Source organism: Thioclava atlantica, from assembly GCF_000737065.1.
GTDB classification, from domain to species: domain Bacteria; phylum Pseudomonadota; class Alphaproteobacteria; order Rhodobacterales; family Rhodobacteraceae; genus Thioclava; species Thioclava atlantica.
Window position 1 is genome coordinate 63266 of record NZ_AQRC01000016.1, and the last position, 18460, is coordinate 81725.

Consider the following 18460-nt stretch of genomic DNA (forward strand, 5'->3'; position numbering starts at 1 on the left):
TCCTCAAGAGGCCCGCAACCAACTGGGAGTCACCGATGAACCGCAGATCCTTCCTGAAAACTTCCGCCGCGACCGCCGTCGTCGCGGGCGCGGGCCTGCCCGCCTTCGCCGCAGACGAGCCGCTCAAGATCGGCTTCATCTATGTCGGCCCGGTGGGCGACATGGGCTGGTCCTACCAGCACGACCAGGGCCGCAAGGCGATCGAGGCCGAATACGGCGACAAGGTGAAGACCTCCTTCATCGAGAACGTCCCCGAAGGGCCCGACGCAGAACGTGCGCTGACGCAGCTGGCGCTCGAGGGCAACAAGCTGATCTTCGCGACCTCCTTCGGCTTCATGGATGCCGTGATGAATGTCGCGAAGAAATTCCCCGACGTGAAATTCGAGCACGCCACCGGCTACAAGCGCGCCGACAATGTCGCGACCTATGACGCGAAATTCTACCAGGGCCGCGCCATCCAGGGCACGATCGGCGGCCGCATGACCAAGACCAACAAGATCGGCTATATCGGCTCCTTCCCGATCCCCGAGGTCTATCAGGGCATCAACGCGGCCTATCTCGCGGCGAAGAAGGTGAACCCCGATGTCGAGATGAAGGTGGTCTGGGCCTATACCTGGTTCGATCCTGCGAAAGAGGCCGACGCGGCCTCTGCACTGATCGCGGACGGTGTCGACGTGCTGCTTCAGCACACCGATTCGACCGCCCCGCAGGCGAAGGCGCAGGAAGCGGGCAACGTCATCACCTTCGGTCAGGCCTCGGACATGTCGAGCTTCGCGCCCAAGCCGCGCGTCTCCTCGACGATCGACAACTGGGCGCCCTATTACGTCAAGCGCGCAGGCGCGGTGATGGACGGCACCTGGAAGTCGGAGGCCACCTGGGGCGGCATCGATACCGGCATGGTCGAGATCGGCGAGATCTCGGACGCGGTTCCGGCCGATGTGAAAGCCGAGGCGCTTCAACTCAAGGACGACATCGCGGCGGGCAAGGCCCATCCCTTCACCGGCCCGCTCAACAAGCAGGACGGCTCGGCCTTCCTCGCCGAGGGTGAGGTCGCGACCGACGAGCAGCTCCAGTCGATGACCTTCTATGTCGAGGGCATCACCGCCGAGCCGCCGAAATAAGACGCTCACGCAGAGAACACCCCGAGGGCCGGCCAAGCGCCGGCCCTTTTGCGTTCGGGGCATCCGGCGAGACCGGGCCCGCAAATTCCGCGCGGGGCCGGAAAATGCAAAGGGCGCTCTCACGAGCGCCCTTTTTGGCAGATCTTCCCTAGGAAGGAAGTGGTGGCGAGGGGGGGACTCGAACCCCCGACCCCACGATTATGAGTCGTGTGCTCTAACCAGCTGAGCTACCTAGCCACTGCCCGCGCTAACTAGGCAAAGCGCCCCGCCCCGTCAAGGGCGTTTTGTGCGAAAAATGCCTCGGCCCCGGCGGCAGATTGACGATTGGCGAAACCACCTGCAACGGCTAGGCATGACGGGCGAAAGGAGTCCCCATGCGCCAAGACGCCGATCTGCCCCTGACCCGCGACCTCGTGCTGATCGGAGGCGGGCATTCCCACGCGCTGGTGCTGCGCATGTGGGGGATGAAGCCCCTGGCCGGCGTGCGCCTGACCGTCATCAACCCGCTGCCGAGCGCCGCCTATTCGGGGATGCTCCCGGGCCATGTGGCGGGGCATTACGCGCGGCAGGAACTGCAGCTCGATCTGGTCAGGCTCGCCCGTCATGCCGGGGCGCGTCTGGTGCTGGGCCGTGCGACGGGGATCGACCGCGCGCGCAAGCTGATCGAGGTGCCCGGGCGCGCGCCCATCGCCTATGACGTGGCCTCGCTCGATATCGGGATCACCTCGGAGATGCCGCAGCTGCCGGGCTTTTCCGAGCATGTCACGCCCGCCAAACCCCTCGATGCCTTCGCCGATGCCTGGGAGGCCTTCGCGACGGACCCGCCGCCCGAGCCCCGCATCGCGGTTGTGGGAGGCGGCGTGGCCGGGGTCGAGCTGGCGATGGCCTGTGCGCATCGTCTGCCGCAGGCGCGCGTCACCGTCTACGAGGCGGCGCGGGAAGCGCTTCGGTTGCTCGGGAGCGGGGCGCGCGGCGCGATGCTGCGCCATTGCGCGCGCCTCGGGGTGAGGATCGAGACCGGCGCGGCGCTCGCCGGGGCCGAGGCCGGGCAGCTCCTGCTCGAAGGCGGCAAGACGGCACGGGCCGATTTCGTCATCGGAACCGGCGCGACCAAGCCTGCGGACTGGCTCGAGCGGACGGAGCTCGATCTCACCGACGGTTTCGTCACCGTCGGCCCGACGCTGCAAAGCTCGGACCCCGCGATCTTCGCCTCCGGCGATATCGCCCATCTGAGCCACGCCCCGCGCCCCAAGGCCGGCGTCTATGCCGTGCGGGCGGCGAAGCCCCTCTTCCGCAATCTGCGGGCCGCGCTCTCGGGCCGGCCGCTCACGCGCTTTCAGCCGCAGCGCGACTATCTCAAGCTGATCTCGACGGGCGGCAAGCATGCGGTCGCGGACAAATGGAGCCTGCCGCTCGACGGGGAATGGCTGTGGCGCTGGAAGGACCGGATCGACCGCAAGTTCATGGCCAAGGTCCATGACCTGCCAATCATGGCACCCCCGCCCCTGCCGCGCGAGCGCGCGCAAGGCCTCGAGGAGGTTCTGGGGACCAAGCCGATGTGCGGCGGCTGCGGCGCGAAACTCGGAGGGGTGGCGCTGCGCGAGGCGCTGGCCGGTCTCCCTGCCCCCACGCGTCCCGATGTGCTCAGCGGCCCGGGCGACGATGCGGCGGTGCTTGCCTGCGGGCCGCGCAAGCAGGTCTTCACCACCGATCACGTCCGCGCCTTCACCGAGGATCCCTGGGTGCTGGGCCGGATCGTCGCGCTGCACGCGATGAGCGATGCCTGGGCGATGGGCGCCGCCCCGCAGGCCGCGCTCGCGCAGGTCACCCTGCCCCGCCAATCCGAGGAACTGGGCGCGCGGGCGCTTTCCGAAATGCTCGGAGCGGCGGCCGAGGCCTTCCGCGAGGCGGGGGCGGATCTCGTGGGCGGGCATACCTCGATGGGCGCGGAGCTGAGTCTCGGCTTCACCGTCACCGGGCTGTGCGACGACCCGCTGGGGCAGGACGGCGCGCAGCCGGGCGACCGTCTGATCCTGACCAAGCCGATCGGCGCGGGCGTGATCCTCGCCGCCGAGATGCTGGGGGCGGCCCCCGGCGCAACCGTCGCGAAAGCGCTCGAGATGATGGCGCGGTCCTCGGGGCCGGCAAGCGCAATCCTCGCGCCCCATGCCCATGCGATGACCGACGTGACCGGGTTCGGGCTGGCGGGCCACCTGCTGGGACTGTGCGAGGCCTCGGCCGTATCCGCGCGGCTCGACCTCGCCGCGATCCCGGTCCTCGAAGGCGCTGAGAAGCTCGCGGCGGCGGGGCACCATTCGAGCCTGCTGCCGCAGAATATCGCGAATTGCGCGGGCCGGATGACCGCGCCGCCCGGGCCGCGCAGCGAAATCCTGCACGATCCGCAGACCTCGGGCGGGCTTCTGGCGGCGGTCCCGGCGGAAAAGGTCGAAAAAATTCTCGCCTCGTTGCGCGCGGCGGGATACGAGGCGGCCGCGATCGGCGCGATCGAGCCGGGCCCGGCCTTCCTGCGCGTCAGCTAGTCAGACGCCTGGCCATTTCGGCCACCCGGGCGGCGAGCCCCTCGATCGCCTCCGCATCGAGCCGCTCGGCCTCGACCACCAGCTCACCCTCGACATGGCGAGCGCGGTGCTTCTCGTAGCGCGGATCGTAATGGTCGCGCATCAGCTCCCCGGCGAGCGCGGCATACTCCCCGGCCACGGCCTGCGCCTGCCACGCGGCGATCCGCTCGGCCGGCTGGAAGGGGCGCAACTGCTCGATCACCGCCAGCAGCCGCTCCGGATCGGCGGTGATATCGGCATAGGCGCGCGCCAGATAGCTCGCCCGTTCGGAAAGCGGCGCCCGGACGCGGATGCGCGGCGCGTTGCGGATCGCGTCCCAGACGCCCTTGGGCAGTTGCAGATCGCCGATCTTGGAACTTTCCGCCTCGAGCAGCACGGGACGCGCCGGATCGAGCGCGGCGACCTCCATCGCGAGGCGCGTCTCGAAATCCTTCTGGCCCGACTGCCCGCCCGCCATCGCTCCGAACAGCGAGCCGCGATGATTTGCAAGCCCCTCGAGGTCGATCACCTGTGCGCCCTGGCGCGCGGCGGATTTCAGGATGTCGGTCTTCGCGGTGCCGGTATTGCCGTCGAGCACCACCACCGGACCGGGCATCGGCGCGTCATTGGCCTCGATCACCAGCCGCCGCCAGCTCTTGTAACCGCCCTCGACCAGTTCCGCCCGCCAGCCGACCTGACGCAGGATCGTCGCGAACGACCCCGAGCGCTGCCCGCCCCGCCAGCAATAGACCAGCGGCCGCCAGCCGCCGGGCTTGTCGGCAAGCGCCCCCTGCAGGTGGCGCGCCGCATTCTGCGCGACCAGCGCCGCACCGATCTTGCGGGCATCGAAAGGCGAGACCTGCTTGTAGATCGTGCCCACCTCGGCGCGCTCGGCATCGTCGAGCACGGGCAGATTGATCGCACCGGGAACGTGATCCTCGGCAAATTCGGAGGGGGAGCGCACGTCGATGATCGTATCGAAATCGAGCGCGGCGACCTGCGCGACGGAGGTGAGTTGCATCAGTAGACGGTGACCTGCGTGCCGAGCGGGACCTTGTCGAATAGCTCGATCACGTGGTCGTTGACCATGCGGATGCAGCCATTCGAGACCGCATGGCCGATCGAACTCGGGGTGGTCGTGCCGTGGATCCGGATCGCGGTATCGCGGCCGTTCTGATAGAGATACATAGCGCGTGCCCCGAGCGGATTTTCCGGCCCGCCCTGCATCCCGTCGGCATATTTCGCATAGGAGCGGGGATCGCGCTCGATCATCTCCGGCGTCGGTTTCCAGCTCGGCCATTCGACCTTGCGCCCGACTACGGCCTGACCGCGGAAGGTCAGCTCCGCCTTGCCCACCGCGACGCCGTAGCGCATCGCCTCGCCGGGCGCGGTGACGTGATAGAGGAAGAACTTGTCCGACAGGATGATGATCGAACCCACGGGGAGATCGGGCTTCACCCGCACGCGCGTCGGGTAATATTGCGATCCGATCGGCCAGCGGCCCGCAGCCACGTTCTCGGCCTCCGGCTCGATCGCCTCGGCACGGGCGGCAAGCCCGCTGAGCGCAAGGGCGGCGAGCGAAAGCGTGAAGGCGCGGCGATCCATCGAAAACTCCTGACACAAGGCACGAAACGAACAAGGGCGAGGCTAGCAAAGCCGCCCCGCCCTCTCAAGATTTCCCACGTCGCGGGCGCGCTTGCCCGCGAAAGCGTGGCCGCGATGCCTTACTTGTCGAAGGCGCAGCCGGCCTTCACGCCGAACATGCCGAAGATCTTGGCCGCCGGGCAGAAGCCGGTGAAGGCGGATTGCAGGAGGTTCACGCCGATGAAGGCGGTGAACCAGAGCCAGTAGATCGACACGTAAACGGCCAGCAGAAGGCTGATCAGGATCATGACGCCGGCAAAGGCGAAGATGGCGCGGTCGAGGTTCATTGGATATCTCCGGAAAGAGTGAAAGCGCTTGCCTCGGAGATATCATCCCCGCGCAATAAATTCAATAGAATGCATATGTTGCCGCGACTCTTGACCACAGGTGCGAATACCTCACTTCTGCTACAGGAGCGACACGATGACCAAGACCGTTTTCACCATAGATGCAATGCATTGCGGGGCCTGCACCGGGCGCGTGGAACGCGCGCTGAGCGCCGAGCCCGGCGTCACGGAGGCGCGGGCGAACCTGATGGCGCGCACCGCCACAGTCGAGTTCGAGGCGCCCGCGACCCCGGCCTCGCTGATGGAGGCTCTCGAGAAGGCCGGCTACCCGGCCTCGGGGGGCGAGGCGCTGCTCGATGTCGAGGGGATGACCTGTGCCAGTTGCGCCGGACGGGTGGAACGCGCCCTGACCGCGCTGCCCGGCGTCAGCGCGGCGAGCGTGAACCTCGCGACCCAGAGCGCGCAGGTCTCCTACGTTGAGGGCTCCGTCACGCCCGAGGATCTCGCGAAGGCGGTGACCGAGGCGGGCTATCCCGCGCGACCGCGCGACCGTGCCGCGCCGCCCGAACCCGCAGCCGCGCGGCAGGCCGAGGAAGCGCGCCGCCTGCGCCGCCACTTCCTGACCGCGCTGGCACTCACCCTGCCCGTCTTCGCGCTCGCGATGGGATCGCATCTGGTCCCGGGCGTGCATCACCTGATCGCCACCACGATCGGCGAGCGCACCAGCTGGTGGATCCAGTTCGTCCTGACCGCGCTGGTGCTCGCCTTCCCGGGACGGCTCTTCCTCACCATCGGCATCCCCGCGCTCCTGCGCGGCGCGCCCGAGATGAATTCGCTCGTCGCGATGGGCTCGCTCGCGGCCTTTCTATATTCCGCCCTCGTCACCATCGCGCCGGGCTTGGTGCCCGAAAGCGCGCGCGGGGTCTATTTCGAGGCTGCCGCAACCATCGTCACGCTGATCCTGCTCGGCCGCTGGCTCGAGGCCCGCGCCAAGGGTCGCGCCGGCGAGGCGATCTCGCGGCTGATCGGGCTGCAACCCAAGACCGCCCGCGTGCAGACCGAAACCGGCATCGAGGAACGCGCGATCGCCGATCTGACACCCGGAGACATTCTGCTTCTGGCGCCGGGCGAACGCGTCGCGCTCGACGGGGTGATCGTGGAAGGTGCGGGCCATGTCGATGAGAGCATGCTCACCGGCGAGCCGGTCCCGGTCTCGAAAGCCGAAGGTGATCCGATCACCGGCGGCACCGTGAACGGCGAGAGCGCGCTGAGCTACCGCGTCACCGCGACCGGGGGCGACACCGTGCTCGCGCGCATCATCGCGATGGTCGAGGAGGCGCAGGGGGCGAAACTGCCCGTCCAGGCGCTCGTCGACAAGGTGACCCGCGTCTTCGTGCCGGTGGTGATGGCGCTCTCGCTCACGACTTTCCTGATCTGGCTCGCCGCGGGCATGGGATTCACCCATGCCTTCGTCGCGGCGATCGCGGTGATGATCATCGCCTGCCCCTGTGCGATGGGGCTCGCGACGCCGGTCTCGATCCTCGTGGGCACGGGGCGCGGCGCGGAGCTGGGCCTGCTGTTCCGGCGCGGCGACGCGCTCCAGCGCCTCTCCGAGGTGTCCATCGTCGGCTTCGACAAGACCGGCACGCTGACCCAGGGCGCACCCGCCTTGACCGACCTGCATCCGCTCGCCGAGCTCTCCGAGGACGAAATTCTCGCCTTGGCGGCGGGGGCCGAGAGCCGCTCCGAACATCCGCTCGCCCGTGCGATCCTCGGCGCTGCCGAGGCGCGCGGCATCGCCCATGCGCCTGTCAAACGGGTCAAGGCACTCTCGGGCAAGGGCCTGCGCGCCCAGGTCGAGGCGGGCAAGCTCTGGATCGGAAATGCGGGCGCGATGGCCGAGGCCGGGGCGGATATCGCCCCGTTCCGCGCGCAGGCCGAAGCGCTCGCCGCGAAGGGCCGAACCCCGGTCTGGATGGCGCTCGAGGACCGTGTCGTAGCGCTGATGGCGCTCTCCGATCCGATCAAGCCAGAGGCCCGCGCGGCCGTCGCGGCGTTGCACCGGGCGGGCGTCGAGGTCGCGATGGTCACCGGCGACACGCGCGCCACCGCGCAGGCCGTGGCGGATGAGCTCGGGATCGACCGGGTCGAGGCCGAGGTCCTGCCCGAGGGCAAGCGCGACGCGGTCGAGACCCTGCGCAAATCGGGCGCAGTGGCCTTCGTGGGCGACGGGATCAATGATGCCCCGGCCCTCGCCGCGGCCGATGTCGGCCTCGCGATCGGGACCGGGACCGATGTGGCGATCGAGGCGGCCGAGGTGGTGCTGATGCGCGGCGACCCGACCGGCGTCGCGCAGGCGCTCGGGCTGTCGCGCGCGGTGATGCGCAACATCAAGCAGAACCTGTTCTGGGCCTTCGCCTATAATGTGGCGCTGATCCCGGTCGCCATGGGCATTCTCGTGCCCTTCGGCGGGCCCGGCCTCTCGCCGATGCTGGCGGCGGGCGCGATGGCGTTTTCCTCGGTCTTCGTGGTCACGAACGCGTTGCGCCTGCGCCGCGCCGGAGGCTGATCGGCAAGGCGGCGCCGACCGCAACCCTGCCCCCTTGCTCCCTTGCGCGCCAGAGGCTTTGCTGCGCCAAAATCCCTGGCCGGAGCCCGCGCATGCTGCCTCGTCGTTCCTTTCTGCTCTCGCTGGGTGCGCTCGCCGCCTGCGGCGGTGCTCCGCATCCGCTCCCGAAGCCGGACAACAACCCCGCGCTGCACCGCAATGAGACCCCGCAGATACGCCGGCTCATCAACCATTATTCCGACCGTTACGGCGTGCCGCGCAGCCTCACGCACCGGGTGATCCAGCGCGAAAGCGGCTATCGCCCCGAGGCCCGCAACGGCCCCTATTACGGGTTGATGCAGATCCTGCCCCAGACCGCGCGCGGCATGGGGTTTCGCGGTCATCCCTCGGACCTGCTCGATGCCGAGACCAACCTGAAATACGCGGTGAAATACCTGCGCGGCGCGTGGCTCGTCTCCGACGGCTCGCAGGATCGCGCGGTGATGTGGTATGCGCGCGGCTATTACTACGAGGCCAAGCGGCGCGGGATGCTGAAGGCGACCGGGCTGCGCTGAGCCCTGCGGCGCGCATCGTGATCGGGTCGGGACGCTCCGCGGGGGTATTGGGGCTAGGTGAAGATCACAAGCGCCTTTGCCTTCACCGAGGTTCAGATCCCCCGCCGGAGGCGTCCGCGCGAACCGCCCACGACCGCGCTATTCGGGTGCGCGCAACACCCCGGCCGGGCGCGCGGCGAGCGGGCGCAGCGCGAAGAGCAGACCGGCGATCAGCGTCGCGAGCATCCCGCCGAGCACGATCACGAGCGCCGGCGCGAGGGCGAAGCGGTAATCCACCCCCATCACCTGATGGACCACCGCCCAGCCCGCGAGCCCGCCGAAGAGGATCGCGACCAGCCCCGCCGCCGCGCCCATCAGCGCCGAGCGCAGCGCGAAGCTCGCGAGGATCGCGCCTCGCGTCGCACCGAGCGTCTTGAGCATCGCCGCTTCCCAGGCCCGTTCGCGCTCGCCCGAGGCGGCCGCGCCCACCAGCACCACGAACCCCGTCAGCAATGTTACGCCAGCCGCCAGAGACGTCGCGCGCGCGATCGCGGAGAGCGCCTCGGTGACGCGCGCGATCGCGTCGCGGACCCGGATCGCGGTGATATTGGGAAATCGCTCGGCCAGCTGGCGCATCACCTGCGCCTCGGCCTCGGGCGGGGCGTAAATGGTCGCGAGCCAGGTATGGGGCGCGCCGCGCAGCGCCGCCGGGTCGAGGGTGAGGACGAAACCGATCCCGCCGGTCGAGAAATCGACATCGCGGAACGAGCTGATCGTCGCGGTGATGTCGCGGCCGAGAATGTTGACGGTGATCGTGTCGCCGAGTTTCAGCCCCAGCTCCTGCGCCTCCTTGGCCGAGAAGCTCGCAAGCGGCGGCCCGGTGTAATCCTCGGGCCACCATTCGCCTGCGGTGAGTTTCTCGCGCGGGGCATCGCCATAGGTCACGCCCCGGTCTCCGCGCAGCACCCAGTGCTCGCCCGCCACCTTGCGTGCATCCTGCCCGTTGATCCTGGTGATCACGCCGCGCAGCATCGGCACCGCCTCGACCTTGCTGACCTCGGGCATCTGGCCCAGCAGGGTCTCGAAGGGGTCGATCTGGTCGGGCTGGATATCGAGGACGAAATAGGCCGGCGCGACTTTGGGCAGATCCCGGTCGATCGCATGGCGGAGCCCCTGATCGACCTGCCCCACCGCGGCGAGCACGGAGAGCCCGAGCCCGAGCGAGAGGATGACGGGGCGCGCCTCGGAGCGCGGGCCGCCGATCGCGGCGAGGGCCGCGCGCAGCACCGGACGCCCGCGGGCGAGATGCCGGGCGCCGCGCGCGGCGCGGCGGATCAGCGCGGCGGCGAGCGCGAGGATCAGGAGCGCGACGGCGATCCCGCCGAGGCTCGACAGCGTCAGCCCCCAGAGCCCGGAGAAGAGCGCCGAGACCACGACGATCACGCTCAGGAGCGCCCCCGTCAGCATCAGCGTCGGCCAGCCCGGCAGCATCCGCCCGCTGCGGGTGTCGCGATAGAGCCGTGCTGCGCGCATTCCCGCCATCCGCGAGAGCGGCCAGAGCGCGAAGAGCGTCGCCACCAGAGCGCCGTAGAGCGCGGCTTCGCCGAGCGGGCCGGGATCGAGCGTGAGCGTCACCGGCAGCGGCAGCGCCCGCTCGATCAGCCCCGAAGTGCCGAAGACGAGGCCAGCGCCGAGGCCGAGCCCCAGGAGAATACCCACCAAACCGATTGCCGCGAGCTGGATCAGGAAGGCCGCCCGGATGACCGCCCCCGTCGCGCCGAGCGCGCGCAGCGTCGCGATCGTGGGCGCTTTCCGCTCGATCCAGGCCGCAACCGTGGCCGAGATGCCGACGCCGCCCACGGCAAGCCCGGCGAGCCCCACCAGCACGAGGAAGGAGCCGAGGCGTTGCACGAAGCGTTCCGCGCCGGGGGCCGCGCGGCGACGGTCGGACCAGCGCATCCCCGCCCCCTCGAACCGGCGCAGGGCGTCGCGCTTGAGCGTGGCGAGTTCCGTTCCGGGCGGCAGTGTGACGCGGTATTCCGTCTCGAAGAGTGAGCCTGGGGCGAGCAACGGCGTCTTCTCGATTGCCGCGAGCGACACGATCGAATGCGGCCCGAGCGCGAAGCCCGTGCCGGTGCTGTCGGGCTCGCGCAGGATCCGCGCCATCATGACGAAGTCCTGCCCGCCGAGCTTGACCGGATCGCCCGGTTCCAGGCCCAGACGATCGGCGAGGATCGGGTCGAGAAAGATCCCCGGCCTGCCCCCCTCGCCCTTGAGCGCGCCCATCCCGACCGGCGGGTCGAGCTGAAGCTTGCCGGCGAGCGGATAGGCCCCGTCGACCGCCTTGGCCTGGGTCAGCGCCCGGTCGGCAAGGTCGGTGCCGGTCGCGAGCATCGAGCGGAAATCGATCACCTCCGACACGCGCTCGGCGTGCTCCGCGATCCAGCTCAGTTCTTCGGCTTTGGCGCGGCGATAGGTAAATTCGTATTGCGCATCGCCGCCCAGAAGCACCGCCCCCTGATCGGAGAGCGCGCGTTCGATGGCGGAGCGCACCAACCCGACCGCGGCGATCGCGGCAACGCCCAGCATCAGGCACAGGAGCATCACCCAGAACCCGCGAAGCCCCGAGCGGAGCTCGCGCCGGGCGATGGTGAGGGCGGTCCTCATGCAGATTTCTCCGCGCCCGCGACCTGCCCGTCATGCAGCTCCACGATCCGGCCGCAGCGCGCGGCGAGATCGGGGGCGTGGGTGACAAGAACCAGCGTCGCCCCGTGGCGCGCCTGCAGGTCGAAGAGCATCTCGATGATCGTCTCGCCGGTCGCGCTGTCGAGATTGCCGGTAGGCTCGTCGGCGAGAAGGATCGCGGGGCGCGGCGCCACCGCGCGGGCGAGCGCGACGCGCTGCTGCTCGCCGCCCGAAAGCTGGCTCGGATAGTGATCGACGCGATGCCCGAGCCCGACTGCGTCGAGTTCGCTCAGCGCGCGCTCGAACGCCCGCGCGACGCCCGCGATCTCGAGCGGCATCGCGACGTTTTCCAGCGCGGTCATCGTCGGGATGAGGTGGAAGCTTTGGAAAACCACCCCCATATTACCTCTGCGGAAACGGGCCAGCGCATCTTCCGACATGCGCGACAGATCCTGACCCAGAGCCGTGACCGATCCGGAGGTGGCCCGCTCGAGCCCCCCCATCAGCATCAGGAGCGAAGATTTGCCCGATCCCGAAGGCCCCGTCAGCCCGACGCTTTCCCCCCGCGCGATCGCGAGGTCGATCCCGCGCAGGATCTCGACCGGCCCGGTATTGCCCTCGAGCGCGAGCCGCGCCGCCTTCAGTTCGAGAATGGTCTCATTCATGCGCCGCCGTCTTTCTTTTGCTTCAAAGGGATATGGTCCGCTCGGGGCGTTACGCAAGCGGATCGCGGCCGGATTTCTCGTCATGCTGCTCGGTCCGGCCCCCGCCCTGCCGGCCGCGGCGCAGGTCTCGATCCTCGCGCTCGGGGATTCGCTCACCCAAGGCTACGGGCTCGACAATCCGCAAGACGGGCTGGTGCCGCAGCTGCAAAGCTGGCTGCGCGAACACGGGCAGGATGTTCAGGTGATCAATGGCGGCGTCTCGGGAGACACCACGGCCGGGGGGTTGTCGCGGATCGACTGGCTGCTGACGCCGCGTCCCGATGCGGTGATCGTCGCGCTCGGGGGCAATGACCTGTTGCGCGGGCTGCCGCCGCGCGAGGCGCGCTCCAATCTCGACGCGATCCTCGCCAAGCTTCAGACGCAGCACATCCCGGCGCTGATCGCGGGCCTGCCCGCCCCGGGCAATTACGGCCCCGATTACCAGACCGAATTCGATGCGATCTGGCCCGACCTGGCCCAGAAATACGACGCGGTCCTCGTGCCGAACCTGCTGCAGCCGATCACCGACACCCCGATCGAGGAGCGCGCGAAGATCGACCTGATGCAGCCCGACAATATCCACCCCTCGCCCGCGGGCGTGAAGAAGGTGATCGCGGCGCTCGGGCCGAAGGTGCTCGATCTGCTGGCGAAGGTGAAGCCGGGGAACTGAGGCTTGCGACGCTGGCGCGGCTGGGATGCCTCCGGCAGGGGTATTTCCGTCTAGGTGAAGGGGGCGCGGATCAGCTGCGCGCCGCGCGCCGGTCGAGCGCCCAGAGCGCGCCCGCGCCCGCCACGCCGAGAAGCGCGCCCGCGGCGGCGGCCAGTTCGTAGCCCGCGATTGCCGTGCCGATGGCGAAGATCGCCGCCGAGAACCCGTCCCCCGCGAGCTTCTGGAGCGCCATCAGCGAGGCCCCCGCGCCGGGTCGGTTCGAAAGCAGGTCCTGCAGATAGGCCATCGGCTGGGTGAGCACGACCGCACCGCCCGCCGCGCCGGGCAGCGTGAGCAGCCAGACGAAGGGCGTGGGCGCCAGCAACGGGATCAGCCCGAGATGGGTCGCGTAGAGCGCGCTCCCGACCCAGATCAGCGTATTGCGCGAGATCCGCCCCATCACCAGCGGCAGCGCGAGCATGAAGGGCACTTCGAGCCCCGCCATGATCCCGGCATAAAGCGCGGTATCGGCAGCCCCGCGCCCGGGCGTCGCCTCGAAGACGAGGCCCATCACGACGAGATAGAGCATCACCGCGCCATTGATCGTGCCGAGCGCCACGACCCGGGCGAGGATCGGCAGATTGGCCATCTCGTGCAGCGACTGGCGGAAACTCAGCCCCGATTTCGGGTCCGGCCAGCGGGTCGCCCCGTCGCGCGGCCAGAACAGGTAGGTGAGCGCGAGGATCGCCGCCCCCAGGCTCAGCGTCACCGGGTAGATCGAGGTCAGCGGCGCGCCCTGATCGAAGATCACCGACCAGATCGGCAGCACCACCAGCCAGGGCAGCGCGAAGAGCGCGCGCAGGGTGGAGAGGATCGCGGGCCGGTCGGGTTCGGGATGGGTCGAGGCCGCGAGCCGCGAGAGCGCGAAGAGCTGGCCGAAGATCGAGGCCGAGAGCGGCAGGATCAGCGTGTTGGCCACCACGAAGACGGTCGCATTGTCGCCCGCGAGCACGAGGCCCGAGCCGAGGATCAGCATCGCCGAGGTGCCAAGCGCGATCACGCGCCGATTGGCCCGCTGATCCGCGAGGATGCCAAGCCCCACCGAAGCCGAGACCGACAGCACCGAAGCGCCGAGCAGCACCGCCGAATAGGCGCTGTCCGAGAGGCCGAACACCTTGATCGCGAGCGCCGAGACATAGGGCCCCATCGTCGCCGCATGCGCCCCGAAGAGCACGAGCAGGATCGCGGCGAGGCGCAGGGCGGGGTCGGTCAGGACGAGGCGAAGAGGCGCGAACATGCCCCTCCCATGCGCTGCTTCGCGCCCGAGTGCAAGACACTTGCCGGCCCCTGCCCTCCGCCCGGCGCAGAGCCCCGTCTGCGGCTCGATGGGCGGGTTTCCGCCACGTCACCGGATTGCGTGGCACGTGCGCCTGTCTGGGCGCGTTGGGGAAGGAGAGACAGATCGCATCGTGGAAAGGCAACGCATGCTCTCCAGACACATCGCTTCCAAATTCGACTCCGTGATCCGCAACATCCTCCTGCGCGCCGAGGCCCCGTCCGGCGAGGTGATGACGCCCCGGCTGGGACGGCTCGAGGATGCCGAAACCCGGCTTGAGCAGCGCTGCGCCCGGGTCGTGCAAGCGCTCCCCTCCGACGAGAAGGCCGTTCTCTGCCTGACCTATGGCCTCACCGGTCAGGCCCCCTGCCCGCCCCATCGCGCCGCCGACCTTCTCGGCTGGGGACTGGCGCAGACCCTCACCATCGGCGAGGCCGCGATCTTGCGGCTGCGCAACGCCGCGAGCGCGCGCGCTGCCTTCGAGCCGCTGCTCGAAAGCCTGCATCCGAAACTCCTGGTGGCGGCGGACGAGATCTACGAGATGCGCCTTGCCGAGATCCCCAAGCCGCAACGCAACAAGGTGCTCAAGCGGTTTTGGTGCGAGCTTGCCCCGCTCGAACGGCTCGCCCTGCGCGGCTATGGCGAGGGCGAGGTCGAGGAGATGCGGGTGGCGCTCGAGAAGCGCGCTTCGGGACGATTGATCTGAGTCAGCCCGATCCAGAGAGATATCAGCGCCAGTCGAAGAAATTCTTCGGCGCGCGGGACAGCAGGTCGCGGGCCAGGTGCTCGCCCATCGCCGCGCCGTCGGAGATGTCGCCCCAGCGGTCGTCCGAGAGCGCCTCGGACCCGTCGGGCCTCAGGATCTCGCCGCGCAGCCACAGCCGGTCGCCCTCGATCACCGCGAGCCCCGCGATCGGCGTCTCGCACGAGCCGTCGAGCGTCGCGAGGAAGGCACGCTCGGCCGCGAGCCGATGCTCGGTCTCGATGTCGTGGATCGCGTCGAGCAGCGCCTCGGCGCGCGCATCCGCCATCCGCCGTTCGATCCCGATCGCGCCCTGCGCCACGGCCGGGAGCATCTCCTCGGGCGAGATCGCGGCGCGCGCCACGTCCTCCATCCCGAGCCGCCGCAGCCCGGCCATCGCGAGGAAAGTCGCCGCCGCGACCCCGTCCTCGAGCTTTTTCAGCCGGGTCTGCACGTTGCCGCGGAACTCGACGAGTTCCAGATCGGGCCGGCGATGGGCAAGCTGCGCGCGCCGGCGCAGGCTCGAGGAGCCGACCGTCGCGCCATGGGGCAGCATGCCGATACTGTCGTGATCCAGGCAGACGAAGGCATCGCGCACATCCTCGCGCGGCAGGTAGCAGTCGAGCACCAGCCCCTCGGGCTGCTCGGTCGGCATGTCCTTCATCGAATGGACCGCGATATCGATGCGCCCCGCGATCATCGCCTCTTCGATTTCCTTGGTGAAGAGGCCCTTGTTTCCGATCTCCTTGAGCGGCGTGTCGGCCGCGATCATCGCCCGGTCGTCGCCCGTGGTCTTGATCACCACGATCTCGAACGCCTCCTCGGGCAGCCCGTGCGCGGCCATCAGCCGCTGCCGGGTTTCACGAGCCTGGGCAAGCGCCAGCGGCGAGCCGCGGGTGCCGATCTTGAGCGGGGATTTCGCATCGGGCATCTGGGTCATGAGCATCGGCTTACCCGCGACGGATCGTCCGCGCAAGAAGGCCCGCGCTTGACATGACGCCACAGGTCGCGATGAAGGGGAGCAAAGAGGAGGCGCGAATGGCTGAAAAGACGATCCTGCGGGCACTCAATGGCGAGATTCTCCCGACCCCTCCGGTCTGGATGATGCGACAGGCGGGCCGCTACCTGCCCGAATACCGCGCGACCCGCGCCAAGGCGGGCGATTTCCTCTCGCTGTGCTACACGCCCGAACTCGCGGCCGAGGTGACGCTGCAGCCGATCCGCCGCTACGGTTTCGACGCGGCGATCCTGTTCGCCGATATCCTGCTTCTGCCCCAGGCGCTCGGCGCGGATCTGTGGTTCGTCACCGGCGAGGGCCCGCGGCTCTCGACCACGACGAGCGCGAGCGACTTCGCCAAGCTCAAGGGCCGCGACGACATCCATGACACGCTCGCCCCGGTCTATGAAACCGTCGGCATCCTGTCGCGCGAATTGCCGCGCGAGACCACGCTGATCGGCTTTGCGGGCGCACCCTGGACGGTCGCGACCTACATGATCGCGGGCCGCGGCACCAAGGATCAGGGCCCCGCGCATGCGCTCAAGGCCGAGGATCGCGAGACTTTCGTGAAGATCATCGACCTGCTCACCGTCTCGACCATCGAATATCTCTCGAAACAGGTCGAGGCCGGGGCCGAGGTGGTCAAGCTCTTCGACAGCTGGGCGGGCTCGCTCAAGGGTCCGGATTTCGAGGAATTCGCGGTCGAACCCGCGCGCCGCATCATCGCCGAGATGAAGGCGCGCTTCCCGGGCCTGCCGGTGATCGCCTTCCCGCGCGAGGCGGGCGAGGGATATATCGGCTTCCACGAGAAGACCGGCGCGGATTGCGTGGCGATCGACAATTCGGTGAGCCCCGAATGGGCGGCGCGGAATGTGCAGATCTCGGGCTGCGTGCAGGGCAATCTCGATCCCAAGCACATGATCACCGGCGGTCAGGCGCTGATCGACGCCACCCGCCATGTCGTCGAGGCGTTCAGGAACGGCCCCCATATCTTCAATCTCGGCCACGGCATCACCCCCGATGCCGATCCCGAGAACGTGGCGCTGATGATCGAGACGATCCGCAACGGGTGAGTTCCGGCCCGCGGGGCGCGCCGGGCGTCCCGCACCGCCCCTTCCTCTTGATCCAAATATCCCGGGGGTGAATGGCGAAGCCAGAGGGGGCAGCGCCCCCTTCCCCGGCCCGGTGGATCACCCGGCGCTCAATACCACTTCGCGACCGGCGGCAGGCTCATCAGCACCGCATCGGCATTATGGCCGGTCTCGAGGCCGAACTTTGTACCGCGATCATAGACGAGGTTGTATTCGGCATAGAGCCCGCGGTGGCGCAGTTGCGCCTCGCGATCCTCCTCCGACCAGTCCTGCACGCGGCGCTTCTCGATCAGCGGAACATAGGCGGGAAGGAAGGCGGCGCCGACAGCCCGGGTGAAGGCGAAATCCGCCTCCCAGTCGCCGGTATTCAGGTCGTCATAGAAGATCCCGCCCACGCCGCGCGCGCGGCCGCGATGCGGGATGAAGAAATACTCGTCCGCCCAGGCCTTGAAACGCGCATAGTATTCCGGGTCGTGTGCGTCGCAGGCGCACTGCATTTCGGCGTGGAAATGGGCGGTATCCTCGTCATATTCGAGGCAGGGGTTGAGATCCGCCCCGCCCCCGAACCACCAGGCCTGCGGGGTCCAGAACATCCGCGTGTTCATGTGGACTGCCGGACAATGCGGGTTCTGCATATGGGCGACCAGCGAAATGCCCGAGGCCCAGAACCGCGGGTCCTGCTCCATGCCCGGGACGCCACGCGCGGCCATCGCCTTTTGCGCGCGGGGCGCCAGCTCGCCCCAGACGGTCGAGATGTTCACGCCCACCTTCTCGAAGACGCGGCCGCCGCGCATCACGCTCATCTTGCCGCCACCATGGTCTTCGCCCGCGGGTCCCTTGCGCTCGGTCGGCGTGACCTCGAACCGGCCCGGCGCCTGATCGGCGAGCGGGCCCTGCGCATGGCTGTCCTCGAGCCCCTCGAAGGCCGCGACGATCCGGTCGCGCAGATCGGAGAACCATTGGCTCGCGCGTGCCTTGCGGTCGTCGAAACTCTCGGGACTGTCACTCATGCGGGGGCCTCCTTGAACATTGCGACTGTCCTTAGCAGCCCGGTTCGCCTGCGGGAAGGGCGCGATTGATCGGAACGCGGCGAGGGCGTAGGCTGACTGGCAAAGGAGATCCGCCATGCGTGCCCTGCTTCTGCTCTTGCCGCTCGTCGTGCTCGCTGCCTGCGGGACACCGCAGGAACGCTGCATCCGGCAGGCCACGGTCGAGCTGCGCCGGGTGAACGCGCTGGTCGCCGAGGTTCAGGGCAACCTCGCCCGCGGCTATGCTTGGGAGGAATACGAGACCACCTCGGTCCGCTGGGAGGTCTGCGGCTATGACACGATCGAGAAGGACGGCAAGCAGATCACGCGCCCGCGCATGTGCCTCGAGGATTACCCCGTCACCCATCGCCGCCCGGCGCCGATCGACCCGGCCGCGGAAGAACGCAAGCTCGACGGGTTGCTCAAGCGGCAGGCGGAGCTGACCCGCGCCGCGCAGGCACAGATCGCGGCCTGCAAGGCCGCCTATCCCGAAGAGCCGAAATAAGACCGCAGGAG

At 69.0% G+C, this 18460-nt stretch carries 16 protein-coding genes and 1 tRNA gene; 8 read left to right on the forward strand and 9 right to left on the reverse strand.

Annotation, left to right across the window (positions count from 1 at the left end; translation table 11 throughout):
• Positions 1–35 precede the first annotated feature (35 nt).
• Positions 36–1121, forward strand: coding sequence for a BMP family ABC transporter substrate-binding protein (locus tag DW2_RS16715; protein ID WP_038148312.1), 1086 nt, complete (start codon positions 36–38; stop codon positions 1119–1121).
• 160 nt (positions 1122–1281) lie between these two features.
• On the opposite strand, the gene DW2_RS16720 is transcribed toward DW2_RS16715, so the two are convergent.
• Positions 1282–1358, reverse strand: a tRNA-Met gene (locus DW2_RS16720).
• A 137-nt stretch (positions 1359–1495) separates the two neighbouring features.
• Between DW2_RS16720 and selD the strand changes: the two genes are divergently transcribed.
• Positions 1496–3661, forward strand: a complete 2166-nt coding sequence (gene selD, locus DW2_RS16725) for a selenide, water dikinase SelD (RefSeq protein WP_038148313.1) — start codon at positions 1496–1498, stop codon at positions 3659–3661.
• Here selD and mnmH read toward each other — a convergent pair.
• The 3 genes from mnmH to DW2_RS16740 form a co-directional block, all read right to left on the reverse strand.
• Positions 3654–4700, reverse strand: a complete 1047-nt coding sequence (gene mnmH, locus DW2_RS16730; RefSeq protein ID WP_038148314.1) for a tRNA 2-selenouridine(34) synthase MnmH — start codon at positions 4698–4700, stop codon at positions 3654–3656. The two genes, selD and mnmH, sit on opposite strands and share 8 nt — an antisense overlap.
• On the reverse strand, positions 4700–5284 hold the full coding sequence (locus DW2_RS16735; RefSeq protein ID WP_038148315.1) for a L,D-transpeptidase: 585 nt from the start codon (positions 5282–5284) through the stop codon (positions 4700–4702). The genes mnmH and DW2_RS16735 overlap by 1 nt, the downstream gene beginning before the upstream one ends.
• Before the next feature lie 119 nt (positions 5285–5403).
• On the reverse strand, positions 5404–5610 hold the full coding sequence (locus DW2_RS16740; RefSeq protein ID WP_038148316.1) for a YgaP family membrane protein: 207 nt from the start codon (positions 5608–5610) through the stop codon (positions 5404–5406).
• A 136-nt stretch (positions 5611–5746) separates the two neighbouring features.
• On the opposite strand from DW2_RS16740, the gene DW2_RS16745 reads away from it, so the two are divergent.
• On the forward strand, positions 5747–8179 hold the full coding sequence (locus DW2_RS16745) for a heavy metal translocating P-type ATPase (RefSeq protein ID WP_038148317.1): 2433 nt from the start codon (positions 5747–5749) through the stop codon (positions 8177–8179).
• A 92-nt stretch (positions 8180–8271) separates the two neighbouring features.
• Complete coding sequence (locus tag DW2_RS16750; RefSeq protein WP_038148318.1) at positions 8272–8733, forward strand: lytic transglycosylase domain-containing protein; 462 nt, start codon at positions 8272–8274, stop codon at positions 8731–8733.
• Positions 8734–8871: 138 nt separating this feature from the next.
• Here the strand turns inward: DW2_RS16750 and DW2_RS16755 are convergent, their stop codons facing one another.
• Together DW2_RS16755 and DW2_RS16760 are read right to left on the reverse strand one after the other, a co-directional pair.
• Positions 8872–11379: an ABC transporter permease gene (locus tag DW2_RS16755; protein ID WP_038148320.1), complete on the reverse strand. Its 2508-nt coding sequence runs from the start codon at positions 11377–11379 to the stop codon at positions 8872–8874.
• On the reverse strand, positions 11376–12062 hold the full coding sequence (locus DW2_RS16760; protein ID WP_038148321.1) for an ABC transporter ATP-binding protein: 687 nt from the start codon (positions 12060–12062) through the stop codon (positions 11376–11378). The genes DW2_RS16755 and DW2_RS16760 overlap by 4 nt, the downstream gene beginning before the upstream one ends.
• Positions 12063–12144: 82 nt before the next feature.
• Between DW2_RS16760 and DW2_RS16765 the strand changes: the two genes are divergently transcribed.
• Positions 12145–12771 (forward strand): arylesterase, encoded by a 627-nt coding sequence (locus tag DW2_RS16765; RefSeq protein WP_038148322.1) that lies wholly within the window; start codon positions 12145–12147, stop codon positions 12769–12771.
• A gap of 70 nt (positions 12772–12841) precedes the next feature.
• Here the strand turns inward: DW2_RS16765 and DW2_RS16770 are convergent, their stop codons facing one another.
• Positions 12842–14047, reverse strand: coding sequence for an MFS transporter (locus DW2_RS16770; protein WP_038148323.1), 1206 nt, complete (start codon positions 14045–14047; stop codon positions 12842–12844).
• A 187-nt stretch (positions 14048–14234) separates the two neighbouring features.
• Between DW2_RS16770 and DW2_RS16775 the strand changes: the two genes are divergently transcribed.
• Positions 14235–14792, forward strand: a complete 558-nt coding sequence (locus DW2_RS16775; RefSeq protein ID WP_038148325.1) for a hypothetical protein — start codon at positions 14235–14237, stop codon at positions 14790–14792.
• 22 nt (positions 14793–14814) lie between these two features.
• Here DW2_RS16775 and hemC read toward each other — a convergent pair whose 3' ends face one another.
• The gene (gene hemC / locus DW2_RS16780) at positions 14815–15768 is read right to left on the reverse strand and encodes a hydroxymethylbilane synthase (RefSeq protein WP_038148380.1); all 954 of its coding nucleotides are present in this window, start codon (positions 15766–15768) and stop codon (positions 14815–14817) included.
• Between the two features lie 98 nt (positions 15769–15866).
• On the opposite strand from hemC, the gene hemE reads away from it, so the two are divergent.
• Positions 15867–16898: a uroporphyrinogen decarboxylase gene (gene hemE / locus DW2_RS16785; RefSeq protein WP_038148326.1), complete on the forward strand. Its 1032-nt coding sequence runs from the start codon at positions 15867–15869 to the stop codon at positions 16896–16898.
• 128 nt (positions 16899–17026) lie between these two features.
• Here hemE and hemF read toward each other — a convergent pair whose 3' ends face one another.
• Positions 17027–17926 carry an oxygen-dependent coproporphyrinogen oxidase gene (gene hemF, locus DW2_RS16790; RefSeq protein WP_038148327.1) on the reverse strand — a complete coding sequence of 300 codons (900 nt, stop codon included), beginning with the start codon at positions 17924–17926 and terminating at the stop codon, positions 17027–17029.
• 115 nt (positions 17927–18041) lie between these two features.
• On the opposite strand from hemF, the gene DW2_RS16795 reads away from it, so the two are divergent.
• Entirely contained in the window at positions 18042–18449 is a 408-nt protein-coding gene (locus tag DW2_RS16795; RefSeq protein ID WP_038148328.1) for a hypothetical protein, read from the forward strand.
• Positions 18450–18460 lie beyond the last annotated feature (11 nt).

What these genes read in the sequence shown, in the direction of transcription:
- DW2_RS16795 (WP_038148328.1), top strand. Translation starts at nt 18,042, where the DNA reads ATGCGTGCCCTGCTTCTGCTCTTGCCGCTCGTCGTGCTCGCTGCCTGC.
- DW2_RS16745 (WP_038148317.1), top strand. Translation starts at nt 5,747, where the DNA reads ATGACCAAGACCGTTTTCACCATAGATGCAATGCATTGCGGGGCCTGC.
- DW2_RS16755 (WP_038148320.1), bottom strand. Translation starts at nt 11,379, where the DNA reads ATGAGGACCGCCCTCACCATCGCCCGGCGCGAGCTCCGCTCGGGGCTT.
- DW2_RS16750 (WP_038148318.1), top strand. Translation starts at nt 8,272, where the DNA reads ATGCTGCCTCGTCGTTCCTTTCTGCTCTCGCTGGGTGCGCTCGCCGCC.
- DW2_RS16715 (WP_038148312.1), top strand. Translation starts at nt 36, where the DNA reads ATGAACCGCAGATCCTTCCTGAAAACTTCCGCCGCGACCGCCGTCGTC.
- selD (WP_038148313.1), top strand. Translation starts at nt 1,496, where the DNA reads ATGCGCCAAGACGCCGATCTGCCCCTGACCCGCGACCTCGTGCTGATC.
- hemC (WP_038148380.1), bottom strand. Translation starts at nt 15,768, where the DNA reads ATGACCCAGATGCCCGATGCGAAATCCCCGCTCAAGATCGGCACCCGC.
- DW2_RS16760 (WP_038148321.1), bottom strand. Translation starts at nt 12,062, where the DNA reads ATGAATGAGACCATTCTCGAACTGAAGGCGGCGCGGCTCGCGCTCGAG.
- DW2_RS16735 (WP_038148315.1), bottom strand. Translation starts at nt 5,284, where the DNA reads ATGGATCGCCGCGCCTTCACGCTTTCGCTCGCCGCCCTTGCGCTCAGC.
- DW2_RS16765 (WP_038148322.1), top strand. Translation starts at nt 12,145, where the DNA reads ATGCTGCTCGGTCCGGCCCCCGCCCTGCCGGCCGCGGCGCAGGTCTCG.
- hemE (WP_038148326.1), top strand. Translation starts at nt 15,867, where the DNA reads ATGGCTGAAAAGACGATCCTGCGGGCACTCAATGGCGAGATTCTCCCG.
- hemF (WP_038148327.1), bottom strand. Translation starts at nt 17,926, where the DNA reads ATGAGTGACAGTCCCGAGAGTTTCGACGACCGCAAGGCACGCGCGAGC.
- DW2_RS16740 (WP_038148316.1), bottom strand. Translation starts at nt 5,610, where the DNA reads ATGAACCTCGACCGCGCCATCTTCGCCTTTGCCGGCGTCATGATCCTG.
- mnmH (WP_038148314.1), bottom strand. Translation starts at nt 4,700, where the DNA reads ATGCAACTCACCTCCGTCGCGCAGGTCGCCGCGCTCGATTTCGATACG.
- DW2_RS16770 (WP_038148323.1), bottom strand. Translation starts at nt 14,047, where the DNA reads ATGTTCGCGCCTCTTCGCCTCGTCCTGACCGACCCCGCCCTGCGCCTC.
- DW2_RS16775 (WP_038148325.1), top strand. Translation starts at nt 14,235, where the DNA reads ATGCTCTCCAGACACATCGCTTCCAAATTCGACTCCGTGATCCGCAAC.